The following is a 14,163-nucleotide window of genomic DNA, read 5'->3' as shown; positions in this document are numbered from 1 at the left end:
GGACGGTGTGGCGGTGTGTCGGTGAGTGATGGGAACGAGCGGTGCGCGTCAGGTGCGGGCGGTCTTCAGCCAGGTGCGCTTCCCGGTGACCATCCGCCACAGGCCCCACCATCCGGCGGCGAACCAGATGTAGCCGTAGAGGATGAACACGTGCGCGACCAGGACCGAGCGCAGCAGCCCGAGGGTGCGCTCGCGCTTGGCGTAGACGAACCCGTACACATAGGCCGCGGTGAAGGACAGTACGTACGGGCCGAGCAGCCACATCGGCGAGACGAGCGCGTGGCCCGCCTGGACGGACGCGGCGACGGTGCCGGCGAGGGCGATCAGGAAGGACAGCGGCAGCAGCGAGGTGAGCAGGATCAGCACCGGGCTGGACAGGTGGTAGAGCAGGTCGAGGGCCGGGCGGCCGGCGACCTCGCGCAGGATCAGCGGAACGAGGTTCGCGGACTGCAGATGGCCCTGGAACCAGCGGGACCGCTGCCGCACCAGCCGGCGCACGTCGAGCACGGCCTGCTGGGAGACCGCGGCGGTGGTGCAGTACTGGTTGCGCCAGCCGCGGGCGATCAGCCGGACGCCCAGGTCGAGGTCTTCGGTCAGGCTGTCGCTCCACGGGCCCGCGCCGCCGAGCGAGTCCAGTGCGGACAGCCGCATGAACTGCCCGTTGCCGCCCATGCCCACGCTGCCGATGAAGCGCCGGGCGCTCTGGAAGACATCGCCGTAGACGACGAACTCCATGTCCTGGAGCCGGGCGAGCAGGCTCAGATGGCGGTTGTACATCCGGACGCCGATCTGGACGGCGCCGGTGGCCGGGTCGTCGAAGTACGGGTCCACGGACTGCAGGGTGTGCGGGTCCAGCCGGCCGTCGGCGTCGACCACGCAGATGATCACGTCGTCCGGGTCGTGGTCGCCGAGCAGTCCCGAGGACCGCAGATGGCGTACGCCGGCGTTGAGCGCGGCGCCCTTGCCGCGCCGGGCGTCGGGCAGTTGGCGCTGGTAGAGCCGGACCCGGTCGCTGCTCGTGGCGGCGGCGCGGACGACATCGGCCGTGCGGTCCTCGGAGGCGTCGTCGATGACCAGGGCCATGAAGCTGTCGGCGGGCAGTGAGGTGATGCGCGCCAGACTGTCGCCGATGACCTTCTCCTCGTTGAGGCAGGCCAGCAGGAAGACGTAGAAGCGGGGCGTGCCGGGGCGGCGGGACCTGCGGATCCGCCGTCTGGAGAGCAGGAAGAGCACGGTGTTGTAGGCACCGGCCATCACGATCAGCGCGGTCGCGGCCCAGAGCGGGATCCGGGAGATCATCCGCCGCCCCCGGGGAGCCGCGGGGCCGAGGGCCGTGCGACGGGCCGGCGCCGCAGCCACAGTCGTGCGGCGATCAGACCGAATGCGATCAGGCAGTACAGCAGAAAGCCCATTCCTGCTGCTATTTGTAAAACCCTGGCGAACGGAATGCCAGGAACAGTTCTCGTCGCCTCCGCCATACCGGCAAGAGGCAGCATTGTGCCCAGTGCGGGCCTTCCGTACATGAGTGAGTTCCCCCCAATGCGCTCCGGCTCCGAAGTCGGGCCGAAACTCCCTCAGGGAAGTTAGCAGATACTTTTAGACGATCATCGCCGGCGGCGTCACCCGCGAGAGAGTCCATCTGGCACGCCTCACGTCTCCGCAGGTGAGGAAGGTGAAGCGGGAAGGTGATTCACCCTTCCGGGTGGGATTGGTCGCGGTAATGGAATGAATAATCGAACGAACTGCACATCCGATGATCCGGTTGACAGCGGGCATTGACGCTCTGAACAATCAGCGGCCTGTTCATTCGGTGCAATGGGGGGAAACATGCAATCCCGCATCGGGAGGCCACGGAAGTCCCGGGTCTCCGTCATCGTCATGCTCGTCGCGGCGCTCATGGGCGCCGCATTCCTGACCGTCCCGGCCGGCGCCGCGGGCCGGGGCCCGGCCGCCGATCCCGGCGGGCGCCACCACCGGCACGGCGAGAACGTCGGCGGCCGCTCGGGCGTCGGCAAGATCGACCTCGCCGCGTGGGCGAAGTCCCAGCAGTCCGCCGACCGCGACCGCCGCGCCAAGGGGCCGATCCGGAAGGCCGCCGCGGACCGGCCGGCCGCACGCGCCGCGCTGCTCGCGAAGCCGGCCGCCGCGGCCGCCGGCACCTCGGCACTCGTGCTCTACGACACCGCGGGACCCTACGGACAGCTCGGTGAGCTGTACGCCATGGCCACCGCCAACCTCGCCGGGCACTTCGGCACGGTGACCGCGAAGCCGGTCCAGCAGTACACCGCCGGCATGGTGAACCAGTACACGGCGACCGTCTACCTCGGCTCCACGTACTACGGCGGCAGCATCCCCGACGCCGTCCCCGCCGCGTTCTACCAGGACGTCGTCACCACCACCCATCCGGTGACCTGGGTCGGCGACAACATCTGGTCGCTGGCGAACGCCACCGGGGTCACCCAGTTCCAGAACACCTACGGCTGGGACCCCAGCTCGTCGTACTTCGACCCCGGCTCCGTGACGCAGGTGACGTACCGGGACCAGACCCTGACCCGGAAGATCCCGGCCGGTCAGGACGGCGGCGTGCTGCGCCCCACCCTCCTGACCGGGCCCGGCTACCCGGCGGTGACCCCGCTGGCCCAGGCGGTCGACACCGGTACCGGCGCGTCCTTCCCGTGGGCGGTGCGCTCCGGCAACCTCACCTACGTCGGCGAGATCCCGTTCGCCTACGTCTCCGAGAGCGACCGCGTCATCGCCTTCGAGGACCTGCTCTTCGACGCCCTCGCGCCGAGCACCCCCGAGCGGCACCGGGCGCTGCTGCGGCTGGAGGACATCAGCCCCGACTCGGACCCGGCCGAACTGCGCGCGACGGCCGACTACCTCTGGTCGCAGAAGATCCCGTACGGCATCAACGTCATCCCCGTCTACACCGACCCGCACGGCACCTACAACAACGGCCGTGCCGAGACCGTCACCCTGCTCCAGCGCCCGCAGGTGGTCTCCGCGCTGAAGTACATGCTGGCGCGCGGCGCCGTCCTGATGAACCACGGCTACACCCACCAGTACGGCACCGTCGCCAACCCCTACGACGGCGTCTCCGGCGACGACTTCGAGTTCTACCGGGCCCACGTCGACACCGCCGACAACGTGGTCTACGACGGCCCGGTCGCCGAGGACTCCGCGATGTGGGCGCAGACCCGGGTCACCCTGAGCCTCGCCCAGTTCGCCCTCGCGGGGCTGCCGACGCCGAAGCTGTGGACCACGCCGCACTACGCGGCCTCCGCCACCGACTACAAGGTCTTCGCCCGCAACTACACGGCCCGCCTGGAGCGTTCGCTGTACTTCTCCGGGACGCTGAGCGGTACCGCCGGTGATCCCAGCCGCTTCATCGGGCAGTTCTTCCCCTACGTGGTGAAGGACGTGTACGGCACCACCGTGCTGCCCGAGAACATCGGCAACTACGAGCCCGAGGCGTACAACAACCACCCGGCCCGGCTGCCCGCCGACCTGATCGCCTCGGCCAAGGCGAACCTCGCCGTGCGCGACGGCTTCGCCAGCTTCTTCTACCACCCGTACAACCCGGTCCAGCCGCTGCAGGAGACGGTCGACGGCATCCGCGCCCTCGGCTACACCTTCGTCAGCCCCGCCGGGCTCACGTGACCCTCATCCGGAGGACCGCCGTCGCCACCATGGCGGCGGCGGTCCTCGCCGTCACCGCCGGATGCACCACCGTCACCTCCTCGCCGGCGCCCGCGCCGGCCGGTGCGGGCGCGTCCCGGCTGCGGGGGATCGCCCTGCCGTCCTGGGCCGCCGAGGACTACGACAGCCCCGCCGCGGGCCGCTACCTGCGGGACATCGCGGCCACCGGGGCGGGCTGGGTGTCGCTCACCCCCACCTGGTACCAGTCGGCCCCGGGCGACGCGTCGATGCACACCACCGGGGAGACCGCGAGCGACGCCTCGCTGCGCCGGATCGTCCGCGAGGCCCACGCCGCCGGGCTCAAGGTCCTGCTCAAACCGCACGTCGACCTCCCCGGCGACCAGGACCGCGCGCAGATCCGGCCCGCCGACCGCGCCGCCTGGTTCGCCGCGTACACCCGCTTCATCACCCACTACGCGCGGCTGGCCGAGGACCTCGGCGTCGAGCAGGTCTGCGTCGGCACCGAACTGGCCGGCACCTCGCGGGACGGCGCCCCCTGGCGGGCGGTCATCCGCGCCGTCCGGCGGGACTACCGGGGACCGCTGGTCTACGCCGCCAACTACGACGAGTACGCGCACGTCCCCTTCTGGGACGACCTCGACCTGATCGGCGTCGACGCGTACTGGCCGCTGGCCGAGCACCCCACCACCGACGTCGGCCGGCTGCGCGCCGCGTGGCGGCCGATCGCCCGGGAGCTCGCCGCCCTCTCCGCCCGCCGGCACCGCCGCGTCCTGTTCACCGAGGCCGGCTACGTCAGCCAGCGCGGCACGACCACGGCCCCCTGGTCCTGGACGGTCAGCGGGCGACCGGCCGACGACGAACAGGCCGCCGCCTACCAGGCCCTGCTCGGCGCCATGGAGGGGGAGCGCTGGTGGGCCGGGGTGTGCTGGTGGATGTGGGACGACTGGCCGGACAGCGGCGAGACACCGCGGCGGCTGGCCTACACCCCGCACGGCAAACCCGCCGAGGAGGTGCTGCGCCGCTGGTGGCGCAGATGAACGAGACAAAAGGTGCGAATCGCTGGGATTGTGTTCCCATGACCGCTCTCGCGCCCCCCGACCACGAGGACACCACGGACTTCGCCGACGCCGACCGCGGCTTCCTCGGCGCCCTGACGCCCGGCCGCGTCACCGACGACGACGGCCGGGTGGTCTGGGACAACGACGCCTACTCCTTCCTGCAGGGCCCCTGCCCCGACACCGCCCACCCGGGACTGTGGCGGCAGAGCCGGCTCGCGGCGAAACAGGGCCTGTTCGAGGTCGTCGAGGGCGTCTACCAGGTCCGCGGCCTGGACCTGTCCAACATGACGCTCGTGGAGGGCGACCGCGGGGTCGTGGTCATCGACCCGCTGCACTCCACCGAGGCCGCGGCCGCCGCCCTGGCGCTCTACCGCGAGCACCGGGGCGACCGTCCGGTCACGGCGCTCATCTACACCCACTGCCACGTCGACCACTTCGGCGGCGCGCGCGGCGTCCTGCCGTACGGCCACGACCCGGTCCCGGTCCTCGCCCCGGCGGGCTTCCTGGAGCACGCCGCCAGCGAGAACGTCTACGCGGGCACCGCGATGAACCGCCGCGCCGTCTACATGTACGGCTCCGAACTGCCCAAGGGCCCCGCGGGCCAGATCGGCTGCGGGCTCGGGCAGACCGTGTCCACCGGCGCCATCGCCCTGATGCGGCCGACCGTCTCCGTCACCCGCACCGGGCAGGACGAGACCCTCGACGGCGTCCGCATCGTCTTCCAGCTCACCCCCGGCACCGAGGCGCCCGCCGAGATGAACTTCGTGCTGCCGGGCAAGCGCGTGCTGTGCATGGCGGAGAACGCCACCCACACCATGCACAACATCCTGACCCTGCGCGGCGCCCAGGTCCGTGACGCCCGCCAGTGGGCCCAGTACCTCAACGAGTCGCTGGTGCTGTTCGGCAACGCCGTCGACGTCGTCGTCGCCTCCCACCATTGGCCCACCTGGGGGCGGGAGAACATCCACCGGCTGCTGGCCCACCAGCGCGACCTGTACGCCTACCTCCACGACCAGACGCTGCGGCTGCTCAACCAGGGCATGACCGGCAGCGAGATCGCCGAGGAGCTGCGGCTGCCGCCCGCCCTGGAGCGCTTTCACGCCAACCGCGGCTACTACGGCTCCCTCTGCCACAACGTGAAGGCGGTCTACCAGCGCTACATGGGCTGGTTCGACGGCAACCCCGCCCACCTGTGGGAGCACCCGCCGGCCGAGGAGGCGCGCCGGTACGTCGACTGCCTCGGCGGGGTCGACGCCACCGTCGCCAAAGCGGGCGAGTACGCCGACGCCGGGGACCTGCGCTTCGCCGCGACCCTGCTCAACCACGCCGTCTTCGCCGACCCCGGGCACTCCACCGCGCGCGGCGAACTGGCCGCCGTCTACCTACGGTTGGGCCACGGCTGCGAGAACGGTCCCTGGCGGAATTTCTACCTGATGGGCGCCAAGGAACTGCGCGACGGCATCAGCCCCACCCCGACGGCGACCGCCGGCCCCGATCTCACCGCGGCCCTGACGGTCGATCAGCTGATCGACTCGCTCGCCATCCGCGTCAACGGCCCCCGGGCCTGGGACACCCACCTCACCATCGACTGGCGGCTCACCGACGAGCACCGCACCTGGCACCTCACCCTCTCGAACGGGGCGCTCACCCACTACTCCACCCAGGACGGCCGACCCAACCGGCACGCCGACCTGACCCTCACCCTCACCCGGCCCGAACTGCAACGGCTGCTGGCCGGCGGACGGTTCGACGGGATCGAGCACGAGGGCGACCTGAAGGTGGTGACCACCCTCGTCGGCCTGCTGGACGGCCCCGACCGGGACTTCGCCATCGTCACCCCCTGACCGGGGGGCCTCCGGGCCGGCCCGCCGAGTGGCCGATTTCGGCGGCACGGCCGGGGCACCGCGGGCATAGCCTGAACGTCATGGTCGAACACCGCTTTGCCGAAGTGAACGGTATCCGCCTGCACATCGCGGAGGAGGGCGAGGGACCCCTCGTCGTCCTCCTGCACGGCTTCCCCGAGTGCTGGTACTCATGGCGCCACCAGTTCGGACCGCTCGCCGCCGCGGGCTACCGGGTGGTCGCGCCCGATCAGCGGGGCATCGGGCGCAGCGACCGCCCCGAGCCCGTGGACGCGTACACCATGCTGGACCTGGTCGGCGACGTGATCGGGCTGATCCACGCACTCGGCGAGGACACGGCCGTCGTCGTCGGCCACGACTGGGGCGCCCCCGTCGCCTGGCACACCGCCATGCTGCGCCCCGACGTCGTGCGCGCCGTGGCCGGACTGAGCGTCCCGCCGACCCCGCGCGGCGGGGACACGCCCCCGCTGGTCGCCATGGAGGAGCTCTACGGCGGGCGCTTCTACTGGAACTACTTCGCCAGGCCCGGCGTCGCCGACGCCGAGTTCGCCGCCGACCCCGACGCCACCTTCCGCCGCTTCCTGTACGGCGCCTCCGGCGACAACCCTGCCAACGACCCTGTCCCCGCCCAGCCGTTGGTCGAGCCGGGCAGCGGGTTTCTCGACCTCGTCGGCGATCCGGAGAAGCTGCCGGACTGGCTCACCGAGGACGACGTCGCCACCTTCGCCGCCGAGTACGGGTCCCAGGGCTTCACCGGCGGGCTCAACTGGTACCGCAACCTCGACCGCAACTGGCGGCTGACCGCCGCCTGGAGCGGCGCGCCCCTCCAGGTCCCCGGGCTGTACATCACCGGTGACCGCGACGTCGTGCACGCCTTCCCCGGCGCCGCCGACCTCGTCGGGGCGCTGACGCAGATCTACCCGACGCTGCGGGAGCCCGTCGTGCTCCCCGGATGCGGCCACTGGACGCAGCAGGAGCGCCCGGAGGAGGTCAACGCGGCGCTGCTGGACTTCCTGCGCGAGACGGCACCGGCCCGCGTCTGACCGTCCTGCCACGCCCTGCCGGCCACCGGCTCAGGTGTCGCACTCCAGCACGGTGCGGCACAGCCCGCACCGTGCCTTCACCCGGCCGCGGACCGGGACCCGGATGCGCTGGTGGCAGGTGGGGCAGGGGAAGGACACCCGCATCGGCGCCTCCCCCTCGAAGGCGTAACCGGCCACGGGGTGCGCGGCGCCGCGGCGGCGGTCATGGGCGTAGCGCCGGCGGTTCGCCCAGCCGCAGCCCAGCAGCGGGGCGTTCCGCAGGTCGTCCCGGGCCAGCCCGAGGCCGTCCCGGTAGGCGTCGCGGGCCCGCGGGCCGGACAGCCAGGGCTCGATGTCGTCGCCGAACGCCAGCGCGCGCTTGGCCAGCACGTACCCGAACTCCTCCGGGGTGAGGTAACCCAGCTTCGACGCCGTCATCGTCACCCGGTCGCCGAACAGCGCCGGCTCCTCCCGGTAGGAGTCCAGCAGCAGCCAACCCGCGCCGAGATAGGCCGTCGCGGTGTCCGTGAGGATCTCGTTGTCCCGCGTCCCGGGGAACTCCAGGCCGAGCCGGTGCAGGTACACGTGCATGACCTCGTGCGCCAGCGCCGCGCCCACGTCGCGCCGGTCCTCGCGGAAGCGGTCGTGCAGCTCCACGAAGTACTCAGGGCCGGCGGCCAGTTCCACGTTGCCCGCGTGCGTCATGTCGCGGAAGCTCACCACCATCCGGGCCTCCGGCAGCCGGAAGTGCTGCACGATGACCCGGGCCACCCGCTGCGCGCCCAGGTGCAGATCCTCGTCCGGCGGAAAATCCACGGCCTCGGGACGGACGCTCGCCGCGAACCGGCTCACGGTGTCGTACGACAGCCTGCGGTAGAGCGCGGTCAGGGCCGACCGCACCTTCTCCAGGTGCGGAAAGCCGTGCTCGATCGGGCTGGACGACGGCTCGCCCACGGCGCCTCCCCCAAGCGGTGCGACGCTACGAGCCTACGCGTCCACCCACGCCGTTGTCGCCGTGCGATCCGGTCCCGTCCCGGACGCCGAACCGGCCACGGGCACCCCCAGCGCCGCCAGCCGCTCCGCCGCGCCCGGCGCCTCTCCGCCGGCCGGCTGGTAGGCGCTCACCAGCAGCCGCCCGCCCGGCTCCACCAGCTCGGCGAGCAGCCGGCGCAGCAGGCCGCCGAGCCTCGCCGGCGGCACGCAGTCCGCGAGGACGTGCACGAAGGTGAAGCGCCGGCCGCCGTCCGGCCGCCAGTCCAGCGCGTTGCCGACGGCTATCCGGTCCGCCCACCGCGGCAGCCGCCTCCGGGCCAGCTCCACCAGCCCCGGCGCGATGTCCAGCCCGTACGGCTCGATCGCCCGGCCGCGCTCGGCGGCCCACGTCCGCACCGACTCCATCAGCAGCCCGTTGGCGCAGCCGATGTCGAGGAAGGTGCCGTCCCGGTGCAGCGCGTCCACCACCATCGACCGGCGCGCCCGCCACTCCTCGGGGCCGCCGCCGAAACCGGAGCCGCCCTCGACGGTCGCGGCCCGCAGATAGGCGGGCTGAATCAGACGCAGGTTGTCCGCGAACCACGAGGCGTCGTCCTGCTCCCGGAAGGAGTGCGCCGCGTCCAGCACCGCCCGCCGCTCCGTGCGGTCCGCCAGTCGCGCGGCGACCTCCTCCGGGGTCCCGGCGAACAGCTCCACCCGGGTGTGCGGCCGCCGGCCGCGGTAACGGTCGCCGTCCAGCCACGCGTACAGCCGCAGCTCCAGGCCGTCGTAGGCGAAGGGGTGCACACGCTGCCGCAGGAAGCCGGCGGTCATCAGCGGCACCCGCTCGGAGGTGTCCAGCACCCAGTCCTCGCCCGGCAGCACCCGGCCCGACGGCAGCCGCAGGCCCCCGCCGCCGTGGCCCTGCGCGGGGACCGCGCAGCGCCCGTCCGGCAGGAAGAGCACATACGTCACCCGGCGCACCGCCTCCGGATCCCGCGGATCGTGCTCCACCGGCTCGTACGTGTGCGGCCCCGCCACCATGCCGTCCCCCTCGGCCGAATCCGTTCGCCCCCGGCCGACCCGCCGGACGCGTCGACGTACGGACACCGTACAAGTGACGACCGACATCCGGCCGGTGGGGTTGCCCGCGATCGCCTTGCGGCCGGCACGGGATGGGACGTCGCGGGGATCGCCTGCCGACGCGGCCGGGGCCTCACGTGCTGAACTCCCGCGCCGGGACCCGGCGGTGGGCCGCCGGGCGGTCCCGGGCCGCGTCGGCGCGGCGAGGGCGGGGCGCTGCGCTCACCCCCTCGTCGTGCAGGCAGGCCGGGCCGCGGAGAGATCGCCCCCTGGTGCCCGTGCGCGCCCAGCCTCCGGCACCGGCGCGGCAGGCCGACGCGACTGCGGTCGGCAGCCCGCCGCAGCCTCCCGCAGAGCGGTACGGGCCGGTGCGGCCGGGGTCCCGCGGGGTGAGCTGCCCGGCCCGGGACCCGGCGGTGGGCCGCCGGGCGGTCCCGGGCCGCGTCGGCGTGGCCGCACCTCCGCCCCGGATCTCCGGCGGCGCGGGGCTGACCGCGTCCCGCGGGCGGCCCCGCGGTCAGCCCGCGGCGGGAGCCGGCGGCGGGGGGAGTTGGCCGTAGCAGAGGCAGAAGGGGTGGCCGGCGGGGTCGGCGAAGACGCGGAAGCCGCTGCGCTCGCCGCCGCTGTCATGGAGGAGGGTCGCGCCGAGGGCGACGACCTCCTCCTGGGCCCGTTCCACGTCCGCGCGGGTGGGCACCTCGAAGTCGAGGTGGAACTGCTGCGGGTGCTCGGGGTCCGGCCACCGCGGCGGGCGGTGGAAGGGCACCTCCTGGAAGGCGAAGCGCGTGCCGCCCGGCGCCGTCAGGGTCACCCAGGACGGGTCGGAGCCGTCCAGGGCCCCGCCGAGGATCCCCTGGTAGAAGGCGCCCAGTGCCCGCGCGTCGGGACAGTCGATCACGGTGAGCTGCAAGGTGGCGATCATCCGGCGAGCCTGCCCGCTGTCATACCTGAGGTGCAAGACCCGGTGCCGGGACCATACTTTCGGTGGATACGGACAGGGACGGCCGGGGGAGGCGCGGCACGCACCCGGCTCCGTACCCTGGGGGCCGTCGACGTAGCCGCCAGCCGCGAAGGACCCCGCCGCGATGCCTGCCCTGCCTGTGCCCCTGATGCCCGCCGCCCTCGCCGCCGGGGCCGCCGTCCTCGTCTGCTGCGCGGCCGTCGCGTGCGGCCCGCTCACGGCGGTGTTCGCGGGACTGCTGGCGCTGGGCGTGTGGGGCGTGCGCTACGCCGTCCACCCGCGGTGAGCCCGTGGGCGGCCCCGTGACGACGTCCCACCGCCGGATCAACGTGCTCGCCCTCGCCCTGCTCGTCGCGGCCGCCGCGGGGACCGCCTGGGCCGTCTGGCGCACCGGCTCGGGGCGCACCGACGCCGTCGTGCACGGCATTACCTCCGCGCGCGCCGCCGATCCGGCGGGCCACACCCCGGTGCGCCTCGACATAGCCCGCGCCCGGGTCCACGCCCGCGTCCTGGACCTCGGGCTCAACGACGACGGCAGCCTGCAGACGCCGGGCGCCGAGGAGGGCCGCCGTTGGGCCGGCTGGTACGACCGCAGCGCCGCGCCCGGCGACCCCGGCACCGCGGTGATGGTCGGCCACCACGACACCGGAAGCGGCCGCGGCGTCTTCCACGACCTCGGCGACCTGCGCCCCGCCGACACGGTCGTGGTCACCCGCCGCGACGGCAGCCGCGCCCGCTTCACGGTCACCCGGGTCGTCCGGGTCCCGGGGCGCTCCCGGCCCACCGGGGCCTGGTCCACCGGCACCGGGGCCCCCTCCCTGCGCCTGATCACGTGCACCCGCGGCCACGGCGACAGCCTGATCGTCGACGCCGCCGCCGTCCGCTCCCCCTGACGCCCGGCCGCGGCCGCCGTACCCGGGGCGGCGAACTCCCGTGCGGGTCGTACGGCCCATGAGGCAGCATGGCGGCATGCCTGCTCTCACCCGTGCCGAGGCCGAGATCCGCGCCCGGCTCCTCGACGTCCACACCTACGCCGTCGACCTGGACCTGACCCGCGGCGACGACGTGTTCGGCTCCACCACCGTCATCGGGTTCACCGCCCTCGCCGACGGTGACACCTTCGTCGAGCTCAAGCCCGCCGCCCTGCACCGCGCGGTGCTCGACGGCCACGCCCTCGACCCCGCCGCCCTGGAGGACAACCGGCTGCCGCTCACCGGGCTCACGGAAGGCCCGCACGAGCTGCGGATCGAGGCCGACATGCGCTACTCGCGCACCGGGGAGGGCATGCACCGCTTCACCGACCCGGCGGACGGCGAGACCTACCTGTACACCCAGCTCTTCCTGGACGACGTCCAGCGCGTGGTCGCCGCCTTCGACCAGCCCGACCTCAAGGCCGTCTTCGAGGTCACCGTCACCGCGCCGCCCGCCTGGACCGTCCTCGGCAACGGCGTCGCCGACCGCACCGGCGAGGCCGAGGGCCACTGGCGGATCGCGCCGACCCCGCGCATCAGCACCTACCTGCTCGCGGTCGCCGCCGGCCCCTGGCACTCGGTGCGCACCGAGCACGCAGGACTGCCCTTCGGCCTGCACTGCCGCCGCTCGCTGGCGCCCCACCTCGACGCCGACGTCGAGGAGCTCTTCGACATCACCCGGCGCTGCTTCGACCGCTACCACGAACTGTTCGCGGAGCCCTACCCGTTCGACTCCTACGACCAGGCCTTCGTCCCCGAGTTCAACGCGGGCGCGATGGAGAACCCCGGGCTGGTCACCTTCCGCGACGAGATGGTCTTCCGGTCCGCCGTCACCGACGCCGAACGGCAGACCCGCGGCATGGTCGTCGCCCACGAGATGGCCCACATGTGGTTCGGCGACCTGGTCACACTGCGCTGGTGGGACGACATCTGGCTGAACGAGTCCTTCGCCGAGTACATGGGCTACCAGGTGCTCTCCGAGGCCACCCGCTTCACCGACACGTGGACCGACTTCGCCGTCGCCCGCAAGGGCTGGGGCTACGACGCCGACCAGCGCCCCTCCACCCACCCGGTCGCCCCGGACCCCGAGGCCGTCCCCGACACCGCGTCGGCGCTGCTCAACTTCGACGGCATCTCGTACGCCAAGGGCGCCTCCGCCCTGCGCCAGCTCGTGACGTGGCTCGGCCGCAAGGACTTCCTCGCCGGCATCAACGAGCACTTCTCCCGGCACCGGTTCGGCAACGCCGCCCTCGCCGACTTCATCGACTCCCTCGCCTCCGCCACCGACCGGGACGTGCACGCGTGGGCCGACCGCTGGCTGCGCACCACCGGCGTCGACACCCTCACCCCCGTCCCGGCCGAGACCGACGGCGGCTGGCGGCCCGAGGTGGTCCGCGCGGGCGAGCGCCCGCACCGCATCGCCGTCGCCGCGTACGACCGCGCGACCGGTCACCCCGACCCGGCGCGGCTCGTGCTGCGCGAACGCTTCGAGACCGACGTCCCCGCCGGCGCCGAGGCCGACGGGACACGGCCCGGCCCGCGCCCCGACCTGGTGCTGCTCAACGACCAGGACCTGACGTACGCCAAGATCCGCTTCGACGCCCGGTCCTGGGACACCCTCGTCCAGGCGCTGAGCGGCCTGCCCGACCCGCTCGCCCGGGCCCTGGTGTGGAACGCCGCCCGCGACATGGTGCGCGACGGTGAACTGCCGCCCGCCGCCTACCTGGACGTGGCTCGCGTCCACCTGCCGCACGAGACCGACCTCGCCGTGGTGCAGGGCGTGCTCGGCTTCGCCCGCGCCCAGCTCGCCGACCGCTACCTGCCCGCCGCGCAGCGGCCCGAGGCGCTTGCCACGCTGGAGGCCCTCACCCGCGAGCTGCTCCGCCACGAGGACCCGGGCATGCGGCTGGCCGCCGCCCGTGAACTCATCACCGCCGTCGCCGACCCCGCGGAACTGCGCGGCTGGCTCACCGCCGGGACCCTGCCGGACGGGCCGCCGCTCGACCCCGAACTGCGCTGGCAGATCCTCACCCGGCTCAGCGTCCTGGGCGCCGCAGACCGCGCCGACATCGACGCCGAACTCGAGCGGGACCCCAGCGCCACCGGCCGGGAGGGCGCCGCCCGCTGCCGGGCCGCGCTGCCCGACGCGGAGGCCAAGCGGGAGGCGTGGACCTCGATGTTCGAGGACGACACGCTCTCCAACTACCTGTTCACCGCGACCGCCCAGGGCTTCTGGCAGCCCGAGCAGCTCGCCCTCCTCGGCGACTACGTGCCGCGCTACTACCCGGCCGCCGTCGCCCTCGCCGCCCGCCGGGGACCGGCGCTGGCCGACGCCGCCGGCCGCTGGGCCTTCCCCCTCCCGGTCGTCGACACCTCCGTCCTCGACCTCGGCGAGGCCTGTCTGCGCTCGGCCGACCCCGCTCCCACCCCCGCCCTGCGGCGCAGGCTCGTCGACCAGCTCGACGACCTGGCCCGCGCCCTGCGCGTGCGGGGCGCGTGACCGCTCACTCCCGGGGCGAGGGCGCGCCTGACGTGCCCTCGCCCCCGCGCCCGCGTGCGCGGTGACCACGGGTC

At 73.5% G+C, this 14,163-nt stretch carries 11 protein-coding genes; 7 read left to right on the top strand and 4 right to left on the bottom strand.

Going from position 1 to position 14,163, the window contains the following annotated elements:
- Nucleotides 1–48 precede the first annotated feature (48 nt).
- Nucleotides 49–1,299: a glycosyltransferase family 2 protein gene (locus tag ACFYXS_RS23435; RefSeq protein ID WP_389251215.1), complete on the bottom strand. Its 1,251-nt coding sequence runs from the start codon at nucleotides 1,297–1,299 to the stop codon at nucleotides 49–51.
- A 528-nt stretch (nucleotides 1,300–1,827) separates the two neighbouring features.
- Between ACFYXS_RS23435 and ACFYXS_RS23430 the strand changes: the two genes are divergently transcribed.
- The 4 genes from ACFYXS_RS23430 (at nucleotide 1,828) to ACFYXS_RS23415 (ending at nucleotide 7,623) form a co-directional block, all read left to right on the top strand.
- Entirely contained in the window at nucleotides 1,828–3,660 is a 1,833-nt protein-coding gene (locus ACFYXS_RS23430) for a DUF2334 domain-containing protein (protein WP_389251213.1), read from the top strand.
- Entirely contained in the window at nucleotides 3,657–4,697 is a 1,041-nt protein-coding gene (locus ACFYXS_RS23425) for a glycoside hydrolase family 113 (protein WP_389251211.1), read from the top strand. Before ACFYXS_RS23430 ends, ACFYXS_RS23425 begins: the two co-directional genes overlap by 4 nt.
- Before the next feature lie 38 nt (nucleotides 4,698–4,735).
- The gene (locus ACFYXS_RS23420; protein ID WP_389251209.1) at nucleotides 4,736–6,562 is read left to right on the top strand and encodes an alkyl/aryl-sulfatase; all 1,827 of its coding nucleotides are present in this window, start codon (nucleotides 4,736–4,738) and stop codon (nucleotides 6,560–6,562) included.
- An 80-nt stretch (nucleotides 6,563–6,642) separates the two neighbouring features.
- Nucleotides 6,643–7,623 carry an alpha/beta fold hydrolase gene (locus ACFYXS_RS23415; RefSeq protein WP_389251207.1) on the top strand — a complete coding sequence of 327 codons (981 nt, stop codon included), beginning with the start codon at nucleotides 6,643–6,645 and terminating at the stop codon, nucleotides 7,621–7,623.
- Between the two features lie 30 nt (nucleotides 7,624–7,653).
- Here the strand turns inward: ACFYXS_RS23415 and ACFYXS_RS23410 are convergent, their stop codons facing one another.
- The 3 genes from ACFYXS_RS23410 to ACFYXS_RS23400 all read right to left on the bottom strand — a co-directional run bounded on the left by ACFYXS_RS23410 (nucleotide 7,654) and on the right by ACFYXS_RS23400 (nucleotide 10,579).
- A complete protein-coding gene (locus ACFYXS_RS23410) occupies nucleotides 7,654–8,556 on the bottom strand; it encodes a hypothetical protein (protein WP_389251205.1) in 903 nt (300 codons plus the stop codon).
- A 33-nt stretch (nucleotides 8,557–8,589) separates the two neighbouring features.
- Entirely contained in the window at nucleotides 8,590–9,618 is a 1,029-nt protein-coding gene (locus tag ACFYXS_RS23405) for a class I SAM-dependent methyltransferase (protein WP_389251203.1), read from the bottom strand.
- 556 nt (nucleotides 9,619–10,174) lie between these two features.
- Nucleotides 10,175–10,579: a VOC family protein gene (locus ACFYXS_RS23400; RefSeq protein ID WP_389251201.1), complete on the bottom strand. Its 405-nt coding sequence runs from the start codon at nucleotides 10,577–10,579 to the stop codon at nucleotides 10,175–10,177.
- 163 nt (nucleotides 10,580–10,742) lie between these two features.
- Between ACFYXS_RS23400 and ACFYXS_RS23395 the strand changes: the two genes are divergently transcribed.
- From ACFYXS_RS23395 to pepN, 3 genes are all read left to right on the top strand, one after another.
- Nucleotides 10,743–10,904: a hypothetical protein gene (locus ACFYXS_RS23395; protein ID WP_389251199.1), complete on the top strand. Its 162-nt coding sequence runs from the start codon at nucleotides 10,743–10,745 to the stop codon at nucleotides 10,902–10,904.
- Nucleotides 10,905–10,920: 16 nt separating this feature from the next.
- Nucleotides 10,921–11,511 carry a sortase domain-bontaining protein gene (locus ACFYXS_RS23390; protein WP_389251197.1) on the top strand — a complete coding sequence of 197 codons (591 nt, stop codon included), beginning with the start codon at nucleotides 10,921–10,923 and terminating at the stop codon, nucleotides 11,509–11,511.
- A gap of 76 nt (nucleotides 11,512–11,587) precedes the next feature.
- Nucleotides 11,588–14,089, top strand: coding sequence for an aminopeptidase N (gene pepN / locus ACFYXS_RS23385; protein ID WP_389251195.1), 2,502 nt, complete (start codon nucleotides 11,588–11,590; stop codon nucleotides 14,087–14,089).
- Nucleotides 14,090–14,163 lie beyond the last annotated feature (74 nt).

The organism is Streptomyces sp. NPDC002574 (assembly GCF_042889545.1).
In the GTDB taxonomy this organism is placed as follows: Bacteria; Actinomycetota; Actinomycetes; order Streptomycetales; family Streptomycetaceae; genus Actinacidiphila.
The sequence above is the reverse complement of the archived record's forward strand: the minus strand, read 5'-3'. Positions and strand labels throughout refer to the sequence as shown.

Excerpts from the sequence above, each read along its gene's own strand:
- ACFYXS_RS23435 (WP_389251215.1), bottom strand. The coding sequence starts at position 1,299 with ATGATCTCCCGGATCCCGCTCTGGGCCGCGACCGCGCTGATCGTGATG.
- ACFYXS_RS23430 (WP_389251213.1), top strand. The coding sequence starts at position 1,828 with ATGCAATCCCGCATCGGGAGGCCACGGAAGTCCCGGGTCTCCGTCATC.
- ACFYXS_RS23420 (WP_389251209.1), top strand. The coding sequence starts at position 4,736 with ATGACCGCTCTCGCGCCCCCCGACCACGAGGACACCACGGACTTCGCC.
- ACFYXS_RS23415 (WP_389251207.1), top strand. The coding sequence starts at position 6,643 with ATGGTCGAACACCGCTTTGCCGAAGTGAACGGTATCCGCCTGCACATC.
- ACFYXS_RS23405 (WP_389251203.1), bottom strand. The coding sequence starts at position 9,618 with ATGGTGGCGGGGCCGCACACGTACGAGCCGGTGGAGCACGATCCGCGG.
- ACFYXS_RS23400 (WP_389251201.1), bottom strand. The coding sequence starts at position 10,579 with ATGATCGCCACCTTGCAGCTCACCGTGATCGACTGTCCCGACGCGCGG.
- ACFYXS_RS23395 (WP_389251199.1), top strand. The coding sequence starts at position 10,743 with ATGCCTGCCCTGCCTGTGCCCCTGATGCCCGCCGCCCTCGCCGCCGGG.
- pepN (WP_389251195.1), top strand. The coding sequence starts at position 11,588 with ATGCCTGCTCTCACCCGTGCCGAGGCCGAGATCCGCGCCCGGCTCCTC.